The 25,579-nt window shown below is 49.9% G+C and carries 27 protein-coding genes; all 27 read right to left on the bottom strand.

Annotated features, from left to right (window positions below; all coding sequences use genetic code 11):
- Positions 1-260: 260 nt before the first annotated feature.
- The 27 genes from BM200_RS23190 to BM200_RS23065 all read right to left on the bottom strand — a co-directional run bounded on the left by BM200_RS23190 (position 261) and on the right by BM200_RS23065 (position 25,565).
- The gene (locus BM200_RS23190) at positions 261-1,352 is read right to left on the bottom strand and encodes a prephenate dehydrogenase (RefSeq protein WP_091189030.1); all 1,092 of its coding nucleotides are present in this window, start codon (positions 1,350-1,352) and stop codon (positions 261-263) included.
- A gap of 4 nt (positions 1,353-1,356) precedes the next feature.
- Complete coding sequence (gene hisC, locus BM200_RS23185; RefSeq protein ID WP_091189029.1) at positions 1,357-2,454, bottom strand: histidinol-phosphate transaminase; 1,098 nt, start codon at positions 2,452-2,454, stop codon at positions 1,357-1,359.
- Between the two features lie 143 nt (positions 2,455-2,597).
- Entirely contained in the window at positions 2,598-3,404 is an 807-nt protein-coding gene (trpA, locus tag BM200_RS23180; protein WP_091189028.1) for a tryptophan synthase subunit alpha, read from the bottom strand.
- Positions 3,401-4,597: a tryptophan synthase subunit beta gene (trpB, locus tag BM200_RS23175; protein WP_091189027.1), complete on the bottom strand. Its 1,197-nt coding sequence runs from the start codon at positions 4,595-4,597 to the stop codon at positions 3,401-3,403. Before trpB ends, trpA begins: the two co-directional genes overlap by 4 nt.
- On the bottom strand, positions 4,594-5,256 hold the full coding sequence (locus BM200_RS23170; protein ID WP_091189026.1) for a phosphoribosylanthranilate isomerase: 663 nt from the start codon (positions 5,254-5,256) through the stop codon (positions 4,594-4,596). Before BM200_RS23170 ends, trpB begins: the two co-directional genes overlap by 4 nt.
- Entirely contained in the window at positions 5,253-6,050 is a 798-nt protein-coding gene (gene trpC, locus BM200_RS23165; protein ID WP_091189025.1) for an indole-3-glycerol phosphate synthase TrpC, read from the bottom strand. The genes BM200_RS23170 and trpC overlap by 4 nt, the downstream gene beginning before the upstream one ends.
- Complete coding sequence (gene trpD, locus BM200_RS23160; protein ID WP_091189024.1) at positions 6,040-7,092, bottom strand: anthranilate phosphoribosyltransferase; 1,053 nt, start codon at positions 7,090-7,092, stop codon at positions 6,040-6,042. The genes trpC and trpD overlap by 11 nt, the downstream gene beginning before the upstream one ends.
- A 1-nt stretch (position 7,093) precedes the next feature.
- Entirely contained in the window at positions 7,094-8,656 is a 1,563-nt protein-coding gene (gene trpE / locus BM200_RS23155; RefSeq protein ID WP_091189023.1) for an anthranilate synthase component I, read from the bottom strand.
- Between the two features lie 408 nt (positions 8,657-9,064).
- Positions 9,065-9,433: a chorismate mutase gene (gene aroH, locus BM200_RS23150; RefSeq protein WP_091189022.1), complete on the bottom strand. Its 369-nt coding sequence runs from the start codon at positions 9,431-9,433 to the stop codon at positions 9,065-9,067.
- A 5-nt stretch (positions 9,434-9,438) separates the two neighbouring features.
- Positions 9,439-10,533 carry a 3-dehydroquinate synthase gene (gene aroB, locus BM200_RS23145; RefSeq protein WP_091189021.1) on the bottom strand — a complete coding sequence of 365 codons (1,095 nt, stop codon included), beginning with the start codon at positions 10,531-10,533 and terminating at the stop codon, positions 9,439-9,441.
- Between the two features lie 182 nt (positions 10,534-10,715).
- Entirely contained in the window at positions 10,716-10,877 is a 162-nt protein-coding gene (locus BM200_RS30110; protein WP_175532980.1) for a hypothetical protein, read from the bottom strand.
- Positions 10,878-10,943: 66 nt separating this feature from the next.
- Positions 10,944-11,726, bottom strand: a complete 783-nt coding sequence (locus tag BM200_RS23140; RefSeq protein WP_091189020.1) for a CheR family methyltransferase — start codon at positions 11,724-11,726, stop codon at positions 10,944-10,946.
- A gap of 35 nt (positions 11,727-11,761) precedes the next feature.
- Positions 11,762-12,205 (bottom strand): nucleoside-diphosphate kinase, encoded by a 444-nt coding sequence (gene ndk / locus BM200_RS23135; protein ID WP_091189019.1) that lies wholly within the window; start codon positions 12,203-12,205, stop codon positions 11,762-11,764.
- Positions 12,206-12,328: 123 nt separating this feature from the next.
- Positions 12,329-13,303, bottom strand: coding sequence for a polyprenyl synthetase family protein (locus BM200_RS23130; protein WP_091189018.1), 975 nt, complete (start codon positions 13,301-13,303; stop codon positions 12,329-12,331).
- A gap of 4 nt (positions 13,304-13,307) precedes the next feature.
- Complete coding sequence (locus BM200_RS23125) at positions 13,308-14,168, bottom strand: menaquinone biosynthesis protein (RefSeq protein WP_091189017.1); 861 nt, start codon at positions 14,166-14,168, stop codon at positions 13,308-13,310.
- On the bottom strand, positions 14,149-14,793 hold the full coding sequence (locus BM200_RS23120) for a UbiX family flavin prenyltransferase (protein ID WP_091189016.1): 645 nt from the start codon (positions 14,791-14,793) through the stop codon (positions 14,149-14,151). Before BM200_RS23120 ends, BM200_RS23125 begins: the two co-directional genes overlap by 20 nt.
- Positions 14,787-15,662, bottom strand: coding sequence for a UbiA-like polyprenyltransferase (locus tag BM200_RS23115; RefSeq protein ID WP_091189015.1), 876 nt, complete (start codon positions 15,660-15,662; stop codon positions 14,787-14,789). Before BM200_RS23115 ends, BM200_RS23120 begins: the two co-directional genes overlap by 7 nt.
- Complete coding sequence (locus BM200_RS23110; protein WP_091189014.1) at positions 15,659-16,399, bottom strand: demethylmenaquinone methyltransferase; 741 nt, start codon at positions 16,397-16,399, stop codon at positions 15,659-15,661. Before BM200_RS23110 ends, BM200_RS23115 begins: the two co-directional genes overlap by 4 nt.
- A gap of 20 nt (positions 16,400-16,419) precedes the next feature.
- Positions 16,420-17,271, bottom strand: a complete 852-nt coding sequence (locus BM200_RS23105; protein ID WP_091189013.1) for a heptaprenyl diphosphate synthase component 1 — start codon at positions 17,269-17,271, stop codon at positions 16,420-16,422.
- Between the two features lie 122 nt (positions 17,272-17,393).
- On the bottom strand, positions 17,394-17,951 hold the full coding sequence (locus tag BM200_RS23100) for a hypothetical protein (RefSeq protein ID WP_091189012.1): 558 nt from the start codon (positions 17,949-17,951) through the stop codon (positions 17,394-17,396).
- Positions 17,952-18,084: 133 nt separating this feature from the next.
- A complete protein-coding gene (gene mtrB / locus BM200_RS23095; protein WP_091189011.1) occupies positions 18,085-18,306 on the bottom strand; it encodes a trp RNA-binding attenuation protein MtrB in 222 nt (73 codons plus the stop codon).
- Between the two features lie 309 nt (positions 18,307-18,615).
- Positions 18,616-18,891 carry an HU family DNA-binding protein gene (locus BM200_RS23090; RefSeq protein WP_127494178.1) on the bottom strand — a complete coding sequence of 92 codons (276 nt, stop codon included), beginning with the start codon at positions 18,889-18,891 and terminating at the stop codon, positions 18,616-18,618.
- A gap of 164 nt (positions 18,892-19,055) precedes the next feature.
- On the bottom strand, positions 19,056-20,045 hold the full coding sequence (locus tag BM200_RS23085; RefSeq protein WP_091189009.1) for an ABC transporter permease: 990 nt from the start codon (positions 20,043-20,045) through the stop codon (positions 19,056-19,058).
- Complete coding sequence (locus BM200_RS23080) at positions 20,042-21,556, bottom strand: sugar ABC transporter ATP-binding protein (RefSeq protein ID WP_091189008.1); 1,515 nt, start codon at positions 21,554-21,556, stop codon at positions 20,042-20,044. Before BM200_RS23080 ends, BM200_RS23085 begins: the two co-directional genes overlap by 4 nt.
- Before the next feature lie 56 nt (positions 21,557-21,612).
- Entirely contained in the window at positions 21,613-22,740 is a 1,128-nt protein-coding gene (locus BM200_RS23075; RefSeq protein ID WP_091189007.1) for a sugar ABC transporter substrate-binding protein, read from the bottom strand.
- Between the two features lie 301 nt (positions 22,741-23,041).
- A complete protein-coding gene (spoIVA, locus tag BM200_RS23070; RefSeq protein WP_091189006.1) occupies positions 23,042-24,520 on the bottom strand; it encodes a stage IV sporulation protein A in 1,479 nt (492 codons plus the stop codon).
- Between the two features lie 280 nt (positions 24,521-24,800).
- Complete coding sequence (locus BM200_RS23065) at positions 24,801-25,565, bottom strand: hypothetical protein (RefSeq protein ID WP_091189005.1); 765 nt, start codon at positions 25,563-25,565, stop codon at positions 24,801-24,803.
- Between the last annotated feature and the right edge of the window lie 14 nt (positions 25,566-25,579).

Below are 25,579 nucleotides of genomic sequence, written 5' to 3'. Positions count from 1 at the left end.
CTTGTCCATAAAAATAAACAAAAAAAAACCACTCCGAAGAGTGGTCAGCATTCATGATGAACGCTATAGTTTTGGATAGGAGTGGAGAGAAACCATACTGTACTTTTATTATATGTATACGCTTCCACTATGTCAATGCTTTTTTTGAAAACGCTTAAACTATTTTTGACAAGCCTAACTGCTATACCGCGGTATATAAAAAGCTCAGTAACAGAGTTATCACTTACTCGGCTATAAACCAAAAAAACCTCTTTCGAGGTTTATTGGCGGACGGTATATCCGGTTTTGCCCAAGAGCTCCATTGCTTGATCCAAATCTTCCTGTGTCCGGAAAGATAAGCGAAGAACGCCGGGAACGTCTTCTCTGCTCTCAATAATATTGATATTGCTAAGATTAATCCGGGCGCTGCCGAGCTCACTGGCAATATTGCCAATAATACCGGGATGATCGGGCACATCTACATAACAGTCATACAAGGAATGAATCATTCCCTTGCGGCGCTCTGGAAGTTTGCTGCGGAACTCACCTGCTGCCTGGAAAGCTTCTTCAATCGCTTCTCCATTCAGAGACTCCAGCATAACGGCAAACTTCTCTACCTCCGCATTCCAGTCCTTCAGAAGCTTAAGCAGAACCGTACGGTTATTGATCAGAATATCACGCCACACGACGGGATCACTTGCGGCGATTCTTGTAATATCCCGGAAACCGCCGGCAGCCAGCAGCTCGTACAAGCCGTTCTGCTCATTGTAGCCGCGGACCTGATTAACAAGAGCAACAGCGATCATATGCGGCAAATGGCTGATGGCCCCTACAATCTCATCATGTGATTTGGCATCCACACTTACGAGATGGGCTCTTGTATGAACAAGCAGAGCTTTCAGCTGTTCCAGAGCTTCAGGCGGCGTCGTTTCTTCCGGCGTCAAAACATAAAACGCGTTCTCGAATAGGTTCGTCGACGCAGCTTCAACGCCGGATCGCTCTGAACCTGCCATCGGATGGCCGCCGATGAACGAAACGCCATTGCGCTCCAGCCTTCTGCCGCATTCCGCAACCGACGCCTTCGTGCTGCCCACGTCTGTAATAATACAGCCTGGCTTTAATTCAAGCCTGCTGAGCTCCGTAACGTATTCTTCCAGCATGCCGACAGGCACGCACAGAAAAATAAAATCGGCTCCTTCAGCAGCTTCCTGCAAGGAAGTCGTCGCATAATCCACGACTCCCCGCTTCATGTATTTCTCAACGGAAGACTGACGGTTCGAATAACCAACTACCGTAAGATCCGGCTTGCCTTTGAAGCACAATGCCAGCGATCCGCCAATCAATCCTACTCCAAATATCGCAATCTTTGTCATAAGGCTATCCGCGCACCGCCGCTTCCTGCAATACTTGCTCCAGAGCAGCAATAAACTTCTCATTTTGTTCCGGTGTACCTACTGAAACACGAATATGAGTCGGATAATACGTCCAGCGAGGTCTAACGATCAGGCCTCTGCGAAGCAGGGCTTGGAATACCTCAGCAGACGGAAGTTTCGTATCAACCATTACAAAGTTGCCGAACGCAGGGAAATAGCTTAGGCCAAGACGGTCGAAATGGCTGTATAAATATTCAATGCCCGCCCGGTTTTGCTCACGGCAAAAGGCAACAAACTCATCGTCTGCAAGAGAGGCTTTCGCCGCTACTTGTGCAAGACGGTTTGTATTAAAAGGCTCGCGGACTTGGTTCATATACTGAATGACATCCGCATGTCCAATACCGTAACCAATACGAAGCGATGCGAGGCCATAAATTTTCGAGAACGTGCGAAGCACGATCAGATTCCGGTATTTCTTGAGCAGCTTAATTCCGTCCGGGAAGCCCGGCTCATTGACAAACTCACAGTAAGCTTCATCCAGGACGACTAATACGTCTTTCGGAACTTGATCAAGGAAAGTCGTTAGCTCATCTTCCTTAACAATAGTGCCGGTCGGGTTATTCGGATTACATACCCATACCAGCTTCGTACGATCAGTGATTTTGGCCAGCATAGCGGAAAGATCATGTTTACCGTTTTTCAATGGTACTTCGATAATACGGGCATTCTCGATTTCCGCGTTATGTTTGTATTGGGAGAACGTTTCATCGGCCATAACCGTTTCGTCACCCGGAGCAAGGTACGTCCTCGCAAGCATAAGTATAATGTCGCTTGAACCTGTGCCAAAAATAATCTGGTTAGGCTCTACCCCGAATTTTTGCGCTACAGCAGCGGTTAGTTCGAAGCTTGCGCCATCCGGGTAAGTTGAAATTTGTCCTAATTCATTTATAATAGCTGCTTTCGCCTGTTCAGAATAACCGAACGGGTTCTCGTTGGAAGCAAGCTTGATTACTTCCTCTAGTCCAAGCTCTCTCTTAACGTCATCAACCGGTTTCCCTGGCTGATAAACAGGGAGATGCACGATATTGCTTTTTGGCTGCATCGCCGTTCACCTCTTTGTCTTATTGGCTAAACTGCATGTTTTCTATTGTCTCACATCTTGTCAAGGTTTTAAAGAGTTGTCGTTTAAAATAGGAACTGGAGCACAGAAAAAGGACAGAGCCGTCCGGCCCTGTCCTTTTTCTATTAGCCTTTCAAATCAGCAACAAAGCTGCGGATTTGCGCAAGTCCCGCTTCCCGCTTTGTTGTATCATTTAGAAGTGGAAGTGTTTCTTCAATCTTGCGGACGATCGCGCTGCCGACAATAACTCCGTCGCTGATTTTCTCAAAACGTTCTACCTGCTCCCGGCTCGAAATCCCGAAGCCTACGGCAATCGGCAGTTCCGTTGCTTCGCGAACGGTAGCAAGGAAGTCATCAATTCCCTTGTGGAACTCGGCGCGTACGCCGGTTACACCAAGCGATGAAACACAATAGACAAATCCGCGCGCTTTCCGCGAAATCCGGACAACACGGTCCTTCGAGGTTGGCGCCACGAGCGGAATAAGATGAACGCCCTTCTCTTCCGCCAGCTGGCGGACTTCCTCGTCTTCCTCGATCGGAAGGTCGGGAATAATGAGACCGCTGATTCCTTTCTCAACGACAAGGTTCATAAACGTTTCCAGGCCAAACTGCAGCACCGGATTGAAATAAGTAAACAAGATAAACGGCATTTGGACACCGGCTTCACGGGCTTGAGCAGCTGTCTCCATACAATCCAGAATCGAAATACGGTTCTGGAGTGCACGTTCCGATGCCCGTTGAATAACCGGACCGTCTGCCAGCGGATCGGAATATGGAACACCAAGCTCAACCATATCGGCGCCTGCCTGCTCGAGCTCTTTAATAATAGCGATTGATGTCGGGATATCCGGATCCCCAATCGTTAAGAACGGAATAAGTGCTGTCTTTCCTTCTTGCTTTAATTTGGCAAAAGCAGCATCAATCAGATTCACGCCTCTGCACCTCCCAGGTAACCCATGATCGCTTCCACGTCTTTATCGCCGCGGCCCGACAAGTTTACAACGACAATCTTGTCTTTACCCAGCGTAGGAGCCAGCTTGATCGTCTGCGCAATCGCATGGGCCGATTCCAAAGCCGGGATAATGCCTTCCGTCCGCGACAACAGCTGCAGCGCATCAAGAGCTTCCGCATCGGTAATCGGGAAGTACTCCGCACGGCCGGAGTCTTTTAGATAAGCATGCTCCGGTCCAATGCCAGGATAGTCGAGACCCGCAGAGATGGAATGGGCAGGCTGTACCTGGCCGTATTTATCCTGCAGCAAGTAGCTCATCGAACCCTGGAATACACCGTGGCTGCCCATAGTCATCGTTGCCGCATGCTCTTCTGTATCAATTCCGCGTCCTGCTGCTTCAACCCCAACAAGGCGAACGGATTCATCTCCAATAAACGGATAGAAAATACCAATGGCATTGCTGCCGCCGCCAACTGCCGCAACGATATAGTCAGGAAGACGCTCTTCCGCTTCTACAATCTGCTTCCGGGATTCATCCCCGATAATACGCTGGAAGTCGCGGACCATCATCGGATACGGATGCGGGCCTGTAGCCGATCCCAGGATATAGAAGGTATCTTCTACATGGCTGACCCAGTAGCGGAGTGTTTCGTTGCAGGCATCCTTAAGCGTGCGCGTGCCCGACAATACAGGAACCACTTCCGCTCCAAGCAGCTGCATGCGAAATACGTTAAGCTGCTGGCGCTTCATGTCTTCTTCGCCCATAAACACTTTGCATTCCAGTCCAAGCAAGGCAGCAACAGTAGCAGATGCAACCCCGTGCTGACCTGCGCCTGTTTCCGCAATAACCTTTGTTTTGCCCATCCGTTTGGCAAGCACAGCCTGCCCGATCGTATTGTTAATCTTATGAGCGCCGGTATGGTTCAGGTCCTCGCGCTTCAGGTAGATTTTCGCGCCGCCAAGATGCTGGCTTAAACGTTCCGCATAATAAAGCGGTGTTGGACGACCCGAATATTTATGGAGCAGATCATGTACATCCTGCTTGAAAGAAGAATCCTGCGAGTAATGCTTGTAAGCCTCTTCCAGCTCCAGCAAAGCGTTCATCAGTGTTTCCGGTACGTACCGGCCGCCGAATTTGCCAAAGCGCCCGTTCTCGTCTGGTACTTGGTTCATCGTTCTATCACCTTTCTAACGAATAATCTAATCTTCTCGATGTCCTTACGTCCGTCCGTCTCTACTCCGCTTGATACATCAATTCCGTCTACCGTGTTGCCGGCCAGAAGCTCTTCCACATTGCCGGGATTTAATCCGCCTGCAACATACAGCGGTACTTGGATCGCTGCGGCAGCTTCCTGATAAGCCGATATGACTTGCCAATCAAAGGTTTGGCCCGTCCCGCCGCCGGCTGTATCGATCAGAATCGCATCAACCGTACCCGCATAGGCGGATACCCGCTCCTGCGCGCTTATACCGTCTTTTCCGATGGAAAATACTTTCCATACTTTCTTATGCAGACTGATCTTGACTAACCGGCAAAACTCCGGCGTCTCTTGTCCATGCAGCTGCACGACATCAATAGGCGCCTTCGCCACAATCGCTTCCAGTTCGTCAATACCCGGATTAACAAAGACGCCAACGGTCTGTGGCGTACCGCCGTCAGCTGCCTGAAGCTGCTTCGCCGCATCAATCAGGGAAGCTGCCGTATCCGCGTCAACCCGGCGCTTGCTTGGCGCAAATACGAATCCGATCTCATGAAACGGAAGTCCGTTCATAGCTTCAATCGTCGCCGTATCCCTCAATCCGCAAATCTTGATTCTTGGTGATGCCGTCATGCCCGCGTCACCGGTCCCATCAGATCGATAACCGCTTGTCCGGCATCCGGCTGGCGCATGAAATGCTCGCCGATCAAGACGCCATGCGCGCCTACCGTCTGGAGATAATCCATATCTTTACGGCCGGCAATGCCACTCTCGCTAATAACGGTAACGCCTTTTGGCATCAGATCAATAAGTGCCTCTGTTGTATGAAGATCCGTTACAAAAGATTTCAGATCGCGGTTGTTCACACCGATAAGGGTAGCTTTGTCAAGCTCAAGAACGCGTTCCAGCTCCTCGCGGTCGTGAACCTCTACAAGGACATCCATGCCAAGCGCTTTCGCCGTATCATACAACTCGGACAGCTCGGATGAAGTAAGAATTGCTGCTATTAATAGTACCGCATCTGCGCCGATTAGACGAGCCTCGTATACCTGGCGGTAATCAATTATGAAATCTTTACGTAGCAGCGGATTGCTGACGCTCTCTTTAATCAAGGTTAAGTATTCGTTAGAACCTTGGAAATAATCGCGGTCCGTCAATACCGAAATACAGTCTGCTCCGGCGCGCTCATAAGCAGCTGCTAGCTCGGCAGGCAGAAAATCGGGACGGATAAGCCCTTTGGAAGGAGAGGCTTTCTTCACTTCAGCAATCAAGCCAACGTCCCGCTTGCGGCCGGCTGTTAAAGCTCGCTCGAAGCCGCGGCATTCAGGAAGCGAAGCGATTTTGCGTTCATAATCGGATAGCTGGAATCCGGAAGCGAGACGAGCAACCTCTTCCCGCTTCGTTACTACGATTTTATCAAGAAACATGGGTCAACTCTCCTGTCGTCTGAATAAGCTTTTGCAATTGCTGATTCGCCTTGCCGGAATCAATCATTTCAGCGGCAATCGCTACTCCTTCGCGGAGCGAATCTGCATAGCCGCCTACATAAATGCAAGCTCCCGCGTTAGCAAGTACGATATCACGATAAGCACCACGTTGTTCGCCGCTGAAGATCGAACGGATAAGGGATGCGTTTGTCGCAGGATCTCCCCCTATCACTTCGGAGATTGGATAACGGGAAAGCCCCAGCTCTTCCGGAGTCAGTTCATAAGTTATCACTTCGCCATTCCGGAGCTCGGAGATTTGGGTAGGCGCCGAGATGCTGATCTCATCCAGCCCGTCGACACTGCTGACAACCATGGCCCGTTTCACACCAAGTTCGTTCAAGACTGCGGCAATCGTAGCCGTCTTGGTACGGTCATACAGTCCGATCAGCTGGCGGTCAGCGCCAGCCGGATTCGTTAAAGGCCCCAGCATATTGAAGATAGTGCGGACACCGAGCTCACGACGGGGTACAGCCGCATGCCGCAGGGAAGGATGATACAGCTGTGCGAACATGAAGCAGATGCCGATCTGATTCAAACATTCGGAGGCTTGCTCCGGAGTCAGCGTAATTTGTACGCCGAGCGCTTCCAGTACGTCTGCACTTCCTGCTTTTCCGGACATAGCCCGGTTCCCGTGTTTCGCCACTCGTATGCCTGCTGCCGAAGCAATCATAGCCGATGCCGTCGAAATATTAAACTTATGAATGCCAGAGCCGCCAGTACCGCAAGTATCAAGCAGTCCTTCCTGCTTTGTCTGAACATGGCTGGAATGCTGACGCATGACTTCCGCGAACCCGGTAATCTCATCCTTCGTCTCGCCTTTCATGCGCAGGGCTGTCGCAACGCCTGCAATTTGCGATGGCGTTGCATTGCCGCTCATAATAATATCCATCACTGCACGGGCTTCTTCACGCGTCAGATCGGTGCTGCTCATCAGTTTGTTTAAGGCGCCTTGCATCGTTACCTGTTCAGTCATCAAACTCATTTTACAACACCTCTCCGCTTGTTACATAGTAGTCTGTGTTAACCGCTTGCCCGGTCGAACCTTTACGTTGTCCAAAAATCGCTTCGGCAGCACGAATCGCCTTCAAGCTTGCTTTTGCCTTATTGACTGTCTCCATATATTCGCTCTCCGGTACGGAATCCCATACGATTCCCGCCCCGCTTTGGATATAGGCTTTGCCGTTCTTGAATACGATCGTACGAATGGTGATACACGTATCAAGAGATCCGCCAAATCCGAGATAACCGATAGCACCTGCGTATGCGCCGCGTGCTTCGTTCTCGAGTTCAGCGATAATTTCCATGGCCCGAAGCTTAGGAGCGCCGGACACTGTGCCTGCCGGTAGACAGGACAAGAAGGCATCAAAGAAATCTTTATCCTCGCGAAGCTTGCCGGATACGTTGGATACGATGTGCATGACATGCGAGTAACGTTCAATCTCCATATAAGCATCACAGCGTACAGATCCGAATTCCGATACACGTCCAATATCATTGCGCCCCAGGTCAACCAGCATCAGATGCTCTGCCCGTTCCTTCTCGTCGGCGAGAAGCTCTACCTCAAGCGCCTTGTCTTCCTCCGGCGTTTTGCCGCGGGGTCTTGTTCCGGCGATCGGGCGAGTCTCTACCTTGCGGTTGCCGTCAACCTTCACAAGCGCCTCCGGCGACGTCCCTACGATCACTTCATCGCCCATCTTCAGATAATACATATAAGGAGATGGATTCATCGTGCGGAGTACGCGGTATACATGCAGCGGATCAACCTCTGTCTCGATGCTGAAACGCTGGGACAAGACGACCTGGAAAATATCGCCCGAGCGGATGTATTCCTTCGCCTGCTCCACATTCGAGATGAATTGCTCCTTCGTCAGGTTCGACTGTACATCGCCAAGTTCAGGATCAGTCGGGATCGACGAGCCCGCTGTTGCCGGTACGGTAATGGGCTGCTGTACGCGCTCAATCGTTGCTTCAATCTTGGCAAGCGCACGGTTATAAGCCTTTTCGATATCCGCATTTGTTGCCGCATGAGGAATATGAACGTTCCCGATAATTTGAAGCTGCTGCTTGAAGTGATCAAAGACGATAACCTGATCGCAGAACATGAACTGCAGATCATTCATTTGCAGGTCGTCAATGCGATGTGCCGGCAGGTTCTCGTAGTATTGAAGCAGATCGTAACCGAAGTAACCAATCGCCCCGCCCGTAAATGGAGGCAGTTCCGGCAAGGATGGACTGCGGAAGCCGCGAAGCTGTGCTTTGAGCAGTTCAATCGGCTTCTCATCGAACACTTTCGTCTCGCCGTTATGCTCAAGCACCATCTTGCCGTTCTTGCCGTACAGCATCATGAAAGGATCCGTTCCGATAAAAGAATATCTCGCCCATTTCACGCCGCCTTCCACGCTCTCCAGCAGGAAAGCATGCTGCTCTTTCGCAAAATGCTGAAACAATCGGATAGGTGTTTCTGTATCTGCAAGCATATAGCGTACAATCGGAATAATGTTATATTGGTCGGCCAGCTTCGTTACTTGCTGCAATTCATTTGTCATGGGGGTTCCTCCTCATAGCTTCTAGCGTTTGAATTAAGAAGGGCATTAAAAAAGCCCCTGCGGGCGCAGGGGCGTTGAATTTAAAGATGACGACAAATAAGATTGCATACAAATAAAGAATAGGCTTAAGGCGCATCATAGCAACATATCGTCACTAGCGCTTAGCTGTGATAACAAACTCTACTCTCTACTGTTCTGCACTCAACTCTGCTCTACTCATCTCTACTCAACTAAAAGCCTGCTACCCAGTGTGAAACGGCTGCGCCATCCCTTTGGTGGCGGTTCACGATTCATTCCCGGAGAATTCTAAGTCCAATTAAAAGCTTGGAACTTCGTCTAATACCTGTCTCTTCACTTGACTAAACTATTGTTAGTACTCAATATACTACCGATTGGGCTTCGCGTCAATCAGGATTTTGACAAATCCGGACGTAGCACGCGTGCGCCGCCAAGGTACACATGATTGATCTCGGATTGCGATTTATCCGTATTCAGATGGATCATAAACCGGATGCAGCGATCCAGACTTCCTTTTACCGGCACTTCAAGTGCACACATTAACGGCACAAGGTCCCATCCGCCCATTTGACGGATTGCGATTGCCGGGAATGTAGCATCCAAGTCTTGCGTAACGGTAATGAACACGCTGGCAATATCATCCGGTACGATTGCGTTTTGCTTCACAACTTCATTCAACAACTCAAGCGTCGCCTGTAAAATAGGCTCTTTCTCATTGACGTCAACGGTAATCGCCCCGCGAATTCCTCTAACACTCATCCTGTCTACGCCTCCAGTTTCAGCTGCTCGACGATCTCACGTACCCAAGCAGTCTGAACATCCTTCTTGATTTCCACCTTACCAATCTCCGTTGGCACGACAAATACCATCGTGCTTTCACTGAATTTCTTATCGTGCATCATCGCATTCATAATGGCATCCACGTCAAAATGCTCCGGAAGCTTCACCGGCAGTCCAACCTTGGACAAAGCCCGTTTCGTCGTTGTATAAACGTCTTCAGGCGCTCCATAACGAAGCCCGAGTCTAGCCGAGCCAATCATGCCGATCGAGATCGCTTCACCATGAAGAAGCTCGCCATAGCCGGCAACCGCCTCAAGCGCATGCCCAATCGTGTGGCCAAGATTCAGAATCGCGCGAAGGTCATTCTCGCGCTCATCCTTGGATACGACTGCCGCCTTAACGCTGCAGCCTTTATACAAGGCATATCCGAGTGCATCCGGTTCAAGGGCAAGCAGACGGTCTGCATTCTCTTCGCACCAGGCTGTAAATTCGGCATCCCAGATCAGCCCATGTTTTACGACCTCCGACAGACCTGCGCTTACATCTCTTGGAGGAAGCGACTGCAGGGTATTCAGATCGTACAGGACCATCTCAGGCTGATGGAACGCGCCAATAATATTTTTCGCCAGCGGATGGTTAACGGCAACCTTGCCGCCTACACTGGAGTCATGCGCCAGGATCGTCGTCGGGATCTGAACGAACTTCACTCCGCGCATGTAGGAAGCCGCTACAAATCCGGCCAGATCTCCCACTACACCGCCGCCTAGCGCTACAATCGTTGATTTCCGGTCCAGTCCTGCTTCAAGCGCCTTCGTAACGAGACTCTCCAGCATCGACAACGACTTGGAGCTTTCACCGGCAGGAACAACCGCACTTGCAACCGTAAAGCCGGCTTCACGGAGATTGCCCTCAAGAGACTCCAAATAACGAGGAGCTACATGTTCGTCTGTAATAATAAGAAGCGGCGATTTCAAGCTGATCTGATGCTTCTTGAAATAAGCTGCAGCCTCCTGCAACAAGCCTTCACCGATATAAATGGGATAAGAGCGTTCGCCAAGCTCTACTTTCAGTTCGCGCATGATCTGTACCATCCTAACTGTTCATATTCCGGGCTGTATACTTATGTAAACATCTTTGCTCATTATAGTACAGGCTTTAGCATTTTGACAAGAAATGCGGCAGTTCAAGAAGCATGCAAAAAGGCGGATGCTAAAGCCATTGATGACTTCAACATCCGCCCTTGTTGCGGCTATGGATAGCGTTAGTTGTTCACAAAGCGCTTGCCCGCTTCCCGTTCCGCCTTCGTTGCCATCTGATTCATCAGGTTGGGCAGCTGCCGGCTGTCGAGACCGAGAATTTGAGCGCATTCTTGAATGGTTATGATCCCGCTTCTGTAAGCATGAATCACTTGTCGCTTGTCCATCTTCATCCTCCAATTAAGTATCGGTTCTCCTTAGTATTGGAGTCGATGGAAAACGGTATACATGTTTTACCCGATTCTTCTGTAGAAGAACGTATCAGCCGATTCGAACCCGTATTGCGAAGGAGAGAAAATCTGTTCCGTACTTCCGACGAAGAGCAATCCGCCCGGTCGAAGTGCTTTTGCGAATTTTTGATATAATAAGTGCTTGGCTTCCTCGGTGAAATAAATCATAACATTACGGCAAACGATAAGATCAAAGGAATGATCAAACGTGTCATGCAACAGATTCTGCTGCTTGAACATAATCGCGTTCTTGAGCTTGTCCGACACCGCATACATGCCAAGATCCGGCTGGAAATACTTCTGGCGGTATGCAGGCGGAACATCGCGCAAGGAACGCTCAAGGTATTGCCCTTCCTTCGCTTTATCCAGAACGACCGCATCCAGATCCGTCGCAGTAATAGACGTCTTGTTAAGCGCCCCAAGCTCCGACAGAATCATTGCAATTGTGTACGGCTCTTCTCCCGTTGAGCATGCAGCGCTCCATACCTTGAGCCGTTCGCCACGCTGCAGCATCTCCGGCAGGAATCGGCTTTGCAGCACTTCCCACCGGTTCGGATTCCGCCAGAATTCAGACACGTTAATGGTCATCCGGTCCAAAAACTCATTAAGCAGGCTCCGGTCCTGTTCAATGGCCTTCCAGTATGCCTCAAATGTTTCATAACCGTGCTTCTGGCGGAGCGTCGTCAGACGCCGCTTCATCTGGGCTTCCTTGTATTGCGATAAATCGATATTGGTCTTAGCCTTCATTCTTTGTATAAAAAGATTGAAATCCAGATCCTCCGACATGGATGCCTCCTGTTGTACCTACAGCGAAGATTAGCTTAAATCCAGCGCTGAATCGTATGTTCGTATTCCACCAGCTGCTCAGGAGTGAAGAAATTGGCAATCTCCCGCGCTGCGCTTTCCGGAGAATCCGAGCCATGAATCAGATTCAAATTCGTATGTACGGCAAAATCGGAACGAATCGTGCCAGGCAGCGCATCAACGGCATCCGTCTTGCCAATCATGGCACGCGTGAGGGCGATAACATTATCCCCCTGCCACACCATCGCAAAAACCGGGCCAGCTGTAATAAAGTTCAGCAGCGGCTCGTAGAAGGGCTTGCCTTCATGCTCGGCATAATGGGTTTCGGCAAGCTCCCTGCTTACAACCATAAATTTGGCAGCAACAAGCTTCAGGCCTTTCCGCTCGAATCTCGAAACAATCTCCCCGATAAGACCGCGTTGTACACCATCTGGTTTAATCATCAAGAATGTTCTTTCCATAAGGTCCCCTCCTAAAAGAATTGCGAAGCAATTCTTGCTTCGTAAGCATTCGCTTAAAAAATTGCGAAGCAATTCTTGCTTCGTAAGCATTCGCTTAAAGAATTGCGAAGCAATTCAGTGCCTTTAGTAATTACGCTTTCCTACGAAATGCGCAATGTCGGTCAAATTCTTTTTCGCTCCGATACCCGGTAATCCCTTTAAAGCAGCCAATGCTTTTTTGGTATAATCATTTGCCAGCTGATCCGCCAGTTGAATCCCCTTGCTGCTCTTGATCAGAGAAATAGCCGGTTTCGTATCCACGTTGCCGTTATGCTCCCGAATAATCCGGATCTGCTCAAGAAGAGGCTCGCGCACCTTCTCGTCCTTCAGGGCCAATATAACCGGAAGCGTAATATTGCCCTGGCGAATATCCGACCCCGGCGGTTTGCCGATCTGCTTCTCCGTGCCAAACAGATCAAGCATATCATCTCGGATCTGGAAGGTCATTCCAACATTATACCCATACCGGTACAGTCGATTCACCGTCACCCGGTCCGCACCTGCCGCGGCAGCGCCAAGCTGGCAGCTAATAGCGATAAGCAGGGCGGTCTTGCGCCGGATGCGCAGCAGATAATCCCGGATCGATTGCTCCGTATTGAAGAAATACCGGATTTGCTCCATTTCGCCGATACTCATCTGTACGAGCGATTTCGAGAGCATCTGATGGATAAACGGATCTTCCAGCTCAGTTGCAATCGTAAGCGCCCTGCCGAAAATATAATCGCCCGTATACATGGCAATCCGGTTATCCCATTTGGATTTGACGGTAAGCTGTCCGCGCCGCGTCGATGCATCGTCAATAACATCGTCATGCACCAGGGAAGACATATGAATAAGTTCCAGGGGCACAGCTACTTTCGTCAATTTATCAAGGTCGTATTGGCCGAACTTGCCCGCAAGCAATACAAACACGGGCCGCAGCCGCTTCCCCCCTGCCTTCAGCAGGTGAAGAGACGTCTCGCTAAGCAGCTCATCGCCGAACGATATGCTTCGTTCCAGCTCTTGCTCGATGCGGGACATATCGCCTTTTAACTTTGCAAAAATGTCTAATAGTTTCATTCTTTCACCTGTTCGGCAGAGTTTCTTCTTTATAAAAATGCAGGCTTACTTCATGATCAAGCAACCCGAGTTCCTTCGCATACCGGAAATAAAGGGTCAAGCCTTCCTGCTGCTTTGGCCCAAAATCGTAATTCAAGCTTGTAAAGTACATTTGCCAGTAAGCGCGATCGCCGCCAAGCTGCTCACAAGCTTTACTGATCAGCGGTGAAAGATTGTTCACGCTTTGCTCTTTGCTTGCGGCAAAAGCCTCGTACAAGCGGTTGAAGGCTTCAGGCGATGCCTCTACCGCTTCCTTGCGTGCTGCAACAACGGCGTACGTCATCGCGAGCCCCGTCCACTTATTCCATACTTCGCCAAGGTCAATTACGGTCAAGCCTTTGTTTTCCCATGATTCGCGGATAGCAGGGTCCCCGATCAGAAGAGCGCCGTCAGCCCCCTCCAGCATCCGGTCAAGATCCGGCTCTGCCGGCTCATATGCCGGATTAATCTCATAATACTTGTTCATCAATATTTTCAGCATGTTCACCGAGGTTGCCGAAGTCGTTGTTACGGCAATACGGCCAGGCGGTGACGACTCAATCGGTTCCTTAAGAAACAGAAGGATCGAGTTTACTTTTCCCTCCGAACCCACCGATAAATGCGGCATCAGGATATAATCCTGATCATTCATCCCGTAAGCAAAGGAAGATACAGCCGAAACTTGTATCTCCCCTTCACGCAGCAGCCGGTTTAATTCTGCAGGCACTTTCAGCACTACATCGATACCGGCTTGCTCAGTATATTCCTCCAAGTAATGAAAAAGCGGCCATGCATTGGCGTAATCGATCCTGCCGACACGAAGTGGATTATTCCGTCTGCCCGTCATGCTGATCATCTCCCCATCTTCTGAATAATTGGTGCTCGATCGACATACTATCAAGCACTTTACCGACTAGGAAGTTAATCATTTCATCCATCGATTGCGGTTTATAATAAAAGGCCGGCATGGCCGGAATCATTCTTACGCCAAGCCGAGCCAGCGTCAGCATGTTCTCCAGATGAATGGCATGCAGCGGCGTTTCCCGCGGGACTATAATCAATTTGCGTCCTTCCTTCAGCATGACATCCGCCGCTCGGGTAAGCAAGTCGTCCGAAATACCGCGTGCCATTGAAGCGAGCGAACCCATCGAGCAAGGCACGATAGCCATTCCTTCAACCTGAAAAGACCCGCTTGCAATGCTGGCGCCAATATCCGCATTCGGATGGAATACCAGCCTTCCAGTCGTAACCGCGTCGCCGTACCGCCGCTCCAGCGCTGACTGGCGTCGCGTCGTATCCCAGCCCAGTTCTTCCTTCAGCACGCGCCAGCCCGCTTCTGTCACAACCACATGAACGACATAATCAGCCAGGAGCAATTCTTCGATCAGCCGGATACCATAAATCGCCCCGCTTGCTCCGGTAATTCCGACTACCCAGCGTTTAGGTCTTGTTCCTCTGTTCGTCTCTACCATTGGTGCACCACCAACAGATCAAACATCGCGAATACGAACAACACAACGCTAAGAGTTCCGTTCATTCCGAAAAATGCAATTTGCACACGGGACAAATCATTAGGCCGTACCAGCCAGTGCTGATAGAACAGCATAAGAATCGATACGATTGTACCAATCAAGTAAACCCAGCTTAACTCTGTCATCCAGAACAGAGCGAAGAATCCGATTGCCGTTACAACATGGAAGCATCTAGCGATCCAGAGAGCGCCGGAGAGACCAAACCGCGCGGGAATGGAATGCAAGCCGCTATCTCGGTCATATTCGTAATCCTGTGTCGCATAGACGATATCGAAGCCGGCTATCCAAAGCGCAACCGTGAAGTAAAGCACCCATGCCGCGGCATTTAGCGATCCCGTAACGGCGACCCACCCGCCAAGTGGGGATAATGCAATGGTTAGCCCCAGGAATACATGGCAGAGCCAGGTAATTCTTTTCATATACGAATACAGGACAAGCATCACAACCGCAATCGGCATCAGCTTGAGCGCGATCGGGTCGAGGTTCGCCGCCGCAACAAACAGCAGGACGAATGAAATAACAATAAACAATAAGACCTCAAATGATTTGAGGAGTCCAGCTGGGAGTGCCCGCTGTGCCGTTCTTGGGTTGGCTTTGTCAATCGCTTTGTCAATAACCCGGTTAAGGCTCATGGCCGCGCTGCGGGCACCAACCATTGCAAGTGCAATCCAGCCGATCTCTGCCCAGGAAGGCAACCGCTTCTCAACCGCCAATGTGCCAAGAACGGCCCCCATAAACGCGAACGGAAGGGCAAATACGGAGTGCTCAAATTTTATCATTTCCAAAATAATGCGTAGTTTGCGAATCATTGCTGCGATTTCTCCTTTGTACCGATGTGAAGCGCCGCTATTCCGCCGGTCAGCGGATAAGCTTGTACTTCACGAAGTCCGGCCTGCCGGAATAGTTCGGATAACTGCTTGGCGTCCGGGAACAGCTTCAAGGAATCCGGAAGCCACTTATACTCGTCAAATCTCTTAGCGACCCATTTGCCGATCATCGGCAGCATCTTCTCAAAGTACAAGTAATACATCCCTTTGAACGGCTGCCACATGGGCTTGGACAGCTCCAGGCATACAACCTTGCCGCCGGGCTTGACCACTCTCTCCATTTCCTTCAGTACCTGCAAGTAATTTGGAACGTTCCGAAGGCCAAAGCCGATCGTAACATAGTCGAAGGAATTGTCCGCGAATGGGAGCTCCATCGCATTGCCCTGAACGAGCGTTACCTGCTCATTCAAGCCCTCGTTCTTCACCTTAACGGCTCCGACATCAAGCATGTTCTGGCTAAAATCCAGTCCCGCGATCTGGCCGCTGCCGCTGGCTTTCGCCAGTGCGATCGCCCAGTCACAAGTACCGCAGCATAGATCCAAGGCTGTCTGGCCCGGCTGCACGTTCATCTTCCGCATCGTAAACTTTCTCCATGCCTTATGCCTGCGGAAGCTGAGCAGATCGTTCATCATATCATATTTGGGTGCAATGTTCTCAAACAGCGCATGCACATGTTCTTTCGAACTTGAATTTGAACTAGAGCTTGGGTTTGCATTCATCTGTCTTATACCTCATTTCGTTAAGCCCGGGTATGGGCTGCCATCTTCTCCAGGAAGGAATCCGCAAGATCCTGTATGACTTTCTTCAGTTGCTCGGATTCCAGCTTTGCTGCTGAATGGCGGAGACTGTCTGCCGCAGCCTTAAGCTTTGAGACCAGCCTGCTCTGCAGTTCGTATTTCCCCCGCAGATCGTGAATAAGCGAATGCTCCGGCTTATGAGAGAGGCTCTGCTGCTCCTCCGGCGTGCCTTCCTGCATGACATGCCAATAAGCCCAGCTTTGATAAAACCGGGATGGTGATTCGAACCGATCCATTTCGTCCAGAACCGTCTCACAGCGGCTTACGTCCTGCAGCATCTCCGGCCAAAGCTTCACGAACGCACCTTCCATCATACCAGTAAACAGCTGGAACATCTCGCTCTTCAGCTCAGTCAGCCTGTTCAAATACTCTTCCGCTTTCAGCTGCGATTGCTGCATCTTTATGTAAAGATCCATTTTCAATCGGTTCACTTCGCATACGGCTGCGCTGATCTTCGATACCATGCTGATCTGGCCGGCTTGCGACAGCAGCTGATAGAAGCGGCTGCTGAAATAATCACCGGCAAGCACCTTCAGCTGTCTGGCCCTCATCTCGGTCTCTGAGCGCCTGGTCTCTTCCGTATCAATCAGGTCATGCGTATCCATGCCCAGCTGTACGAGAGATACAACCAGCGAGTACAGCTCGCTCCTTGGCGCAAGTTCTCCATGCTCATTCAGCACAGCATGTAACAGACGCAGCCTCGGGTCGGGAAAGGCAGGCAGCTCGGTGTAAGTTTGAATCATGTCATACTCGACATACTTGGATGCGAGTTCGTTGATACGATAAGGTTTCATGGGGTAAGCCTCCGAACAGATATTGCCGCTAAATAATCTAAACTATTATAGCACAACTTTAGGTATTGAGCATACGAAACAAGCTTCCAGAACGAATTGTTCATGAATTAGATACAACTCGGCTAGGAAGCTGGAAGGGGTGCAGTAGAAAAGGTATCAATTGGTCCAAGTTTCTCTTCAAGAAAAGAAGTATAGGCGATCCGCAGGCGTTTTCTCCACTGTTCGTCATGCAAAGGATCTGCATCGCTTAACTCGCTCAAATTATCGCTAAGCCAGCTGTCCGTCCGCCGGACATCCGCGGCAAACAGCATACGGCTGTTTGCCTTCGTGTCCACATACCGGATCAGCAGCCGGTTCACATTCTCCATCTGGGTAAAAGACAGCCTGATCAGCTTCTCCATATCCCTGTACCAGCGTTCTGCCTGCTTCCCGTCATCTGCGCGCATCTCAACGGTCAACACCGCCTGGTTCCACTCCACTTTGCCTACAGCACCTGTCAACTGCAGCCCAATAATCGCATCAACAAGGTTGCTGCTTGTCAGTCGCTTCATCTCGGAGGGATGAAAGACGGCCACCTCTCCTCTTTCCTTGCCCGGTCCAATTCCGGAATGAGGCAGCAGGCCAATCACCGCCGTTACAACAAGCGCCGCGCCGAGCGCCGTCAAATAAGCCTTACGCATAGCGGAAACCCCCGATTCATATAAACGCTCCAAAGATCCTTATATCCCATTTTACAACCAAAGAAGCCAAGCTATGCACAAAAAAACTCCCTGCGCGCATATTCCGCGCGAGGGAGCTTGTCCGAACCTATCATTATTGATCTGTTTCCACCGTACCATGTTTGGTCATCACGGAAGCCTTGCCTCGGATTTTGACTGCTGATGTATGGTCAGTAAATTGAACAATCAAGATTTCATTCTTATCCAACTTCTCCGTATGATGGAACTTGGTATCCTGACCGCGAGTGAGGCCAATCACCTGAACGCCCTGATCCTTCGCTTTGATAACGATGTAATCGCCTTGAGTCGGCTCCATCTTAACCCTCCTAAAATGAATCATCACCCAAATAGCCATGTTAAGGCACATTGTGAGGACTTCATTGCTTCGAAAGCATATGCTTTAAAAAATTGTCACACACACTCTTCAGCCAGTTGTGATAATTCTTACTTCGTAAGCATTTGCTTTAAATGAATCATCACCCAAAAGCAATCAGCGCTCTGGCTGCTCTAGCATCCTATTGCTGCGCTCGATTATACTATAGACCGGCGCGGTCATGCAAGACTTGGAAGCAAGATAACGAAAGCGCCCGAACGCGGATGGCGTTCGGGCGCTATGTTCAAGCAATTAATTGGAGACGAGGTCTTTAAGAGATTTACCAGGCTTGAATGCAGGCATTTTGCTTGCAGCGATATCAATCTCTTCGCCTGTTTGCGGATTGCGGCCTTTACGGGCTTGGCGTTCGCGAACTTCAAAGTTACCGAAGCCAACCAGTTGCACTTTGTCTCCGCTTTGAAGAGCATCGGAAATCGCTTCGAATACGGCATCAACGGCTTTTGTTGCGTCCTTCTTCGACAGATCGGACAATTCAGCCACTTTGTTAATCAAATCGGTTTTGTTCATATGTTTCACCTCCCCTAAAGGCAAATGAAGAGTCATCTTATCCCTCTTATTTACTGAAAACTTGAAAAATATACCTCAACCTCAAACAAACTTATAGTAATACAGCCGTTTTCCAATTTCAAGTAGCCTGTAGAGGTTCCGGGCACTTTCATTTATTTTTCATCTTATCCGCTGCGTCTTCTGGACAAGTGAATGAAGGTAACAGCCAGTGCCAGAACGAGTACAACGCCTTTAATGATGTCATTGGCATAGTATTGCACTTTCATCATTGTCATGCCGTTTAGCAGCACCCCGATCAGGATGGCGCCAAAGAAAGTACCTATCACGTTAGGCCGGCCGGCACCAAGAACGGAGTACCCGATAAAGACAGCCGCTACCGATTCCATCATCATCGGAGCACCGGCATCGATCTGACCCGTGCCAACACGCGCCGCATACAAAATACCGCCGATTGCCGCAAAAATACCCGAAGCAACATAGGCAGCAGTACGAATGCGGCGTACTCGCACACCGGACAGGCGTGCTGCTTCTTCGTTGCCGCCAGTCGTATACATCTGGCGTCCCCATCTGGTGTATTTGAAGAACAGATGAACCCCAATAACCGCGATAACCATAAGTACGACCGGAACAGGTACGCCAAGCAATTTACCTTGACCGAGCCACAGGAACGACTCGCTGAACTTACCCGGGGCCGTGGAACCGTCAGGCATCGGCATGTTGTTGTAGATGGAATAACCCTTTGTATAGGTCTTATGAATACCGCCGACGATATACATTACAGCAAGTGTCGCCAGCATGTCCGGAATACGGATCTTGACGATCAGAAGTGCATTCAGGAGTCCAACGATGGCCCCGATCAGCAAGGCAACGATAATGACAACCGCTACAGGCTGCTCGTACCATACCATGAATGCGGCCGTAACTACTGTTGTTAACGATACCGTAGATCCAACCGATAAGTCAAAGCCGTCTACAGTCAAAGAGAATGTGACCCCAATCGCCACGAACGTTACGATGGAGATCGAACGCAAGATATCGGACAAGTTCGCGTAAGTAAAGAAATGTTCATCCCACATGGAGAAGAATAGAATAACTAGGGCAATTACAATTAAAGATCCGAATTTAAATATAAAATCTAGCGATTTCTCTTTCATGCCTGCTCCTCCTTGCCGCCGCTTGCATACAGCATCAGCAGCTCCTGCGTGGCTTCTCCCCGGCCAAATTCCTTCACAAGCGCTCCGTCGCACATGACAAGAATCCGGTCGGCAATGCCCATCGCTTCTGCAAATTCACATGTTAAGTAAACAATGGCTTTCCCTTGCTCGGCAAGCGTTCCGATAATCCGGAATATATCGCTTTTTGCACCGATATCCACACCTTTTGTCGGCTCGTCGAACAAGTACACCTCCGCACCAGTCGGAAGCCATTTGCCAATCGACACCTTCTGCTGATTACCTCCGCTTAGATGGCCGGTTTTCTGCTGGGAAGAGGATGTCTTGATGCCAAGCTTGCCGATAATCGCCGCTGCGTTGTTAGACTCCTTCTTACCCGACAGGAAGCCGCTTCTTGTCATCAGCTTCAGAATCGGCAGGCTTAAATTATTCTGAACGGATTCACCAACGAGAATGCCTTGCTTTCGTCGTTCCTCCGGCACAAGAACAATCCCGTCTGCAATCGCATCGGCCGGTTCATTGTTGTTAATCATTTTCTTGGCAATGGTAACAGAGCCTTGCTCCGCCTTATCTGCACCAAATAATACTCTCGACAGCTCGGTTTTTCCCGCTCCGACAAGACCAACAATCGCCACAATCTCACCGCTGCGGGCATTAAAGCTGACATTGCGCACGTGATGGCCGCGAGTTACGCCGGACACCTCCAGCAGCGGTCCGCCGATCGGAACCTCTGTTTTCGGGAACTCTTCCACAAATACCCGGCCAAGCATGGCCTGAACGACCTCATCAACCGTTACTGCCGAAGTAGGCTCCGTCATAACCCGCTCGCCGTCACGCATGACGGTGATTCTATCGCACAGCTGGAATATCTCCGGAAGACGATGGGAAATGTACACAATTCCGATCCCTTCTTCTTTTAGCTGCCTGATAACACGGAATAACCGCTCCGCTTCTTCCAGGCTCAGCGGTGCGGTCGGCTCGTCAAAAATAACGTATTTAGCTTTCTCCGTCAGCAGCCTGGCAATCAGAACGAGCTGCTTCTCAGCAAGCGTCAATTCTCCCGCTTTCTTCTTAACCGGAATGGTTGCGCCAAGCCGTGCCAAGGTTGCTTCCGCCTGCTTCTCCAGCTTGCGCCAGTTCAGCCATAAGCTGCTCCTTTTGCTTGAAATGCTGTCGAGCATCACATTCTCCGCTACGCTAAGCTGCGGAACCAATGCGGTATCTACTTCCTGATAAACACAATGGATGCCCATATTTTTGGCATCCGCGGGTGAACCAATATGAACCTGTCGCCCGTCGATTGTAACGGTACCTTCGTCCTGGCTGTATGCACCCGACAAAATTTTCATCAAAGTGCTCTTGCCGGCGCCATTGGCACCAAGCAGCGCGTGAACCTCTCCGCTATGCAGGTTGAAATCGACGTCGCGGAGGGCGGGGACGCCGGAAAAGGCTTTCCGGATCCCCAACATTTGCAATTGCTTTGCAACACTCATCTTGTGCACCTCTCCAGCGTTTCGTTAAAGCCATTCTTGCTTCGCAAGCATAAGGATTACTTCGCGTTTGCAGCTTCCAGCTCTTTCATCCAGTCTTCATAGTTTTGCGTGCTGCTTCCCCATCCTTCGATGTATTGGGACAGCTGAGTCGTGCTTACTTGCTCGGCTGGCAGCTGATCACGGTGAACGTATACAGCGTTCAGAACAACGAGCGGGTCGTTAGCTTCGCCTTTGAACTCTTTGTACAGCGTGCGCACATGAACGCGTCCGATATCTTTCGGATCTACTGCAGCCGATGCAACCCAAGGGCTTGCTTTATCTTGAATCATTTGCAGGTCTTCGTCGCTCATGTCGATACCGTATACTTTAATTTCTGTACGGCCTGCTTGTTGAATAGCACGCGCAGCGCCTTTTGCGAATTCATCCCATGCTGCCCATACCGCAGTAATGTCGCCTTTGTTCGGGTATTGCTTCAGAATCGCTTCCATTTGTGCCTGTGTATCCATTGCAGGGTTATTCGCGTTACCGAATGCTGCGATTTCTTTAATGTCAGGATACTTCTCCTGGAAAGCTTTGTACGCAACCTGGCGGCGTTCCATTGGAGCAAAGCCGGCTACCCATACTTTAACGATGTTGCCTTTTCCGCCAGCGTCTTTAGCGAGCTGCTCAAGCGTCAGTTCTGCCATCGATTGGTCATCCTGTTGAAGGACAGGAACGCCGTCTATTTTCACATCAGCGTCAAATACAACAACTTTGATGCCTTTTTCTTTTGCTTTCTTAATGCCTTGCTCGAGTGCTCCAGCTTGACCGTGGTCAATCAGAATGCCGTCGAAACCTTGGTTAATTGCGGCATCCAGGTTGGAGGACATTTTCGCCAGGTCATTGTCCGAAGCGAATACTTGCGCGGTGCCGCCGAATTTTTCAACTTGCTCTTTAACGCCTTCTACATATTGCGAAGAGAATGTACCTGTATTGAATTGCATAACGAGTGCGACTTTCTTGCCTTTCAATGCGTCAAGCTCACTGTTGCCCGTTGCTGCTGGAGTCTCTGTTGCGTTAGCTGCAGCATTGTTGCTGGCTTCAGAGTTAGCCGAATTATTATTTGTTTTGTTGCCGCATGCCGAAGCAATGACAAGTATGATTGCAACGAGCAGCGTTAAAGAAAGTTTTCCCCATTTTTTCATGCTCTTCTCTCCCTTTTTATCTAACAAAATGATAGATGAATGATCTATTTGTTATCATATCATTTTCACCAAGTATGTCAATCGGAATTTAAGTATTATTTGCTTGAAAATTGGAAACTTTCGACACTCTCAAATGCCTTTGTCGAAAAAGATCGAACTGTGCAACAATTGCCATTATAGTAATCGCAACGCATAATTGCAATGAATAAATTGTTACAAGCTAAGGCGCGCCAGCGCATCAACGCAAAAAAGAGCGGTTGATCCGGCTATGAAGCCGGTTCAACCGCTCTCTATTCTATCTTTACAGGATGATGGCAATGAGACCGCCGGAACCCTCGTTAATGATTCTGCCTAGCGTTTCCTGCAGCTTGTAGCGCGCATTGTCCGGCATCATGGCGATTTTGCCCTGGATGCCTTCACGCACTAAGGAATGGAGTGATCTGCCGAAGATGTCGGACTCCCAGATCTTGATCGGGTCTGCTTCAAAGTCCTGCATTAAGTAGCGAACCAGCTCTTCGGTCTGTTTCTCCGATCCGATAATCGGTGCGAATTCGGATTCGACATCGACACGGATCATATGGATCGAAGGTGCAGTAGCCTTCAGCCTTACGCCAAAGCGCGAGCCTTGACGGATAAGCTCCGGCTCATCCAGCGCCATCTCAGCAAGCGTTGGTGCTGCAATGCCGTAGCCGGTTGCCTTAACCATCTCGAGCGCTTCTGCAAAGCGGTCATATTCCCGCTTCGCATGCGAGAATTCCTGCATCAGCTGGAGCAGATGATCCTTACCGCGGATTTCAACTCCGACTACCTCCATCAGGATGCGGTCATACAGCTCATCCGGTGCGAAGAGATCGATCTCTGCCACGCCTTGACCCATGTTCATACCGCTTAGGCCGGCTCTGGCAATGAAATCATATTCGGAGAATTGAGAGACAACGCGGTCGACATCTCTTAATCTGCGAATATCTTTCACCGTATCGCGTACGGAGTTTTCGTAGTTGCTGCGCAGCCAGTGGTTCTCGTTCAGCACCATTACCCAGCTAGGCAGATTTACGTTTACTTCATGTACCGGGAATTCATAAAGTACTTCGCGCAGAACGGACATGACTTCTTCTTCGCCCATCGTTGCGACGCTCATTGTAATGACCGGAATATCGTATTTCGCCTGCAGCTCCCCGCGAAGCTGAAGCGCTTCTTCGCTGCGAGGGCGTGTGGAGTTGATGATGAGAACAAATGGCTTGCCAACTTCCTTCAGCTCGCCGATTACACGTTCTTCTGCTTCTACATAAGACGAACGAGGGATCTCGGCGATCGAGCCATCCGTTGTGACAACAACACCAAGCGTCGAATGCTCCTGAATAACTTTTCTGGTACCGATCTCCGCGGCTTCCTGAAACGGAATCGGCTCGTCGAACCAAGGGGTCGTGATCATACGAGGACCATTCTCATCCTCATAGCCTTTCGCCCCTTCAACGGCGTAACCAACGCAGTCTACGAGTCTGACGTTTACGTCAAGTCCTTCGCTGACACGCAGTTGAACCGCTTGATTCGGTACAAACTTCGGTTCTGTCGTCATAATCGTTTTTCCCGCGGCGCTTTGAGGAAGTTCATCAACGGCTCTGACACGCTCGGCTTCGCTTGCAATATTCGGAAGCACGACCGTTTCCATAAACCGCTTAATAAACGTTGATTTGCCCGTACGGACAGCCCCTACTACCCCGAGGTAAATATCCCCGCCGGTACGTTCGGCTATATCCTTGAAAATGTCCACTTTCTCCACTGAATATCCCCTCCCAATTGAATTTCCGGTTCGCCGCCTTCCACCGGACAAGAGGGCAGGCCAGCGACGCAACTCGTACAGCTTTTGTTGGACTAGTAATATCATATTGTCCTAGCCTACCGATTATGCCGATTCCTTTCACAAAATTTCCCCAAGCGGTCACGTTCTTGCCCTTCCAAGACTGAGTTATATGAAGATGTTAAGATTTCTATACCAAAAAATCCTCATTACCGATCCGTTAAGGACGGTAATGAGGACTTCGAAACGGGAGGCATCCCGCTTATTTGGTCTGTGCCGGAACAGCCTGCGGCTCTTTATTTACCCAATGATAGACAGGAGCTTTAACGGGTACGAACATATCGGAATCCACAAGATTCATGCGGAGATCTGTATCCTTAGAAAGGGCGGTATCGCCTTTCTTCTGAATCACCTGCATAATATCTATCCCGTAATCGGTATATACACGGCCTGACTCATCCATAATTGCCGCGAGCGTCTGGAAGGAATAGTCGCTGCGCAGCTCCGGCGCTTTTTTGTTCATCGCCTTATAATCAATGTAGGAATATCCCGGATAGGCCTGTTCCCCTTTAGGTAATTGCCCGTCATGGCTGTTCTTATATTCGTTCACCCAGGTTTGGATATCATTAATCTGCTGATATGTAACCAGGTTCATCAGTTTGATCTGCGGCTTGGTTTCTTCGTTAATAATTAAGAAATAATAATTGCCGCCATTCTCAAAAGCAGCCGTTGGAATAGAGCTCAAGTATCCTTTATTCTTGAGCTGAGCAAAGTCAACAAGAAACTTTTCATAGACAGGCGTCTCCTCGGGGCTGGTTTTCATCGGCAGCATGCCAGTCTCCGAATGATACTGATCAATGGCTGCCTGGACGTTACGAACCGCTTCCTTAGGAGCTGCCTGATTTTGCTTCAGCTCGCTCTTCGGATACATACAACCGCTCAGCGACCATACCGCCACGGTCAAAATAACAAGCATCGCCCAGCGGCCAGCCGCTCCAGGCAATTGCATTTTCTTCTTTTTCCACATCGCTTGCTGCTCCT

Origin of the sequence: Paenibacillus catalpae, from assembly GCF_900112695.1 — a bacterium.
Taxonomy (GTDB): domain Bacteria; phylum Bacillota; class Bacilli; order Paenibacillales; family Paenibacillaceae; genus Pristimantibacillus; species Pristimantibacillus catalpae.
This window is presented reverse-complemented; position numbering and strand designations above follow the sequence as displayed.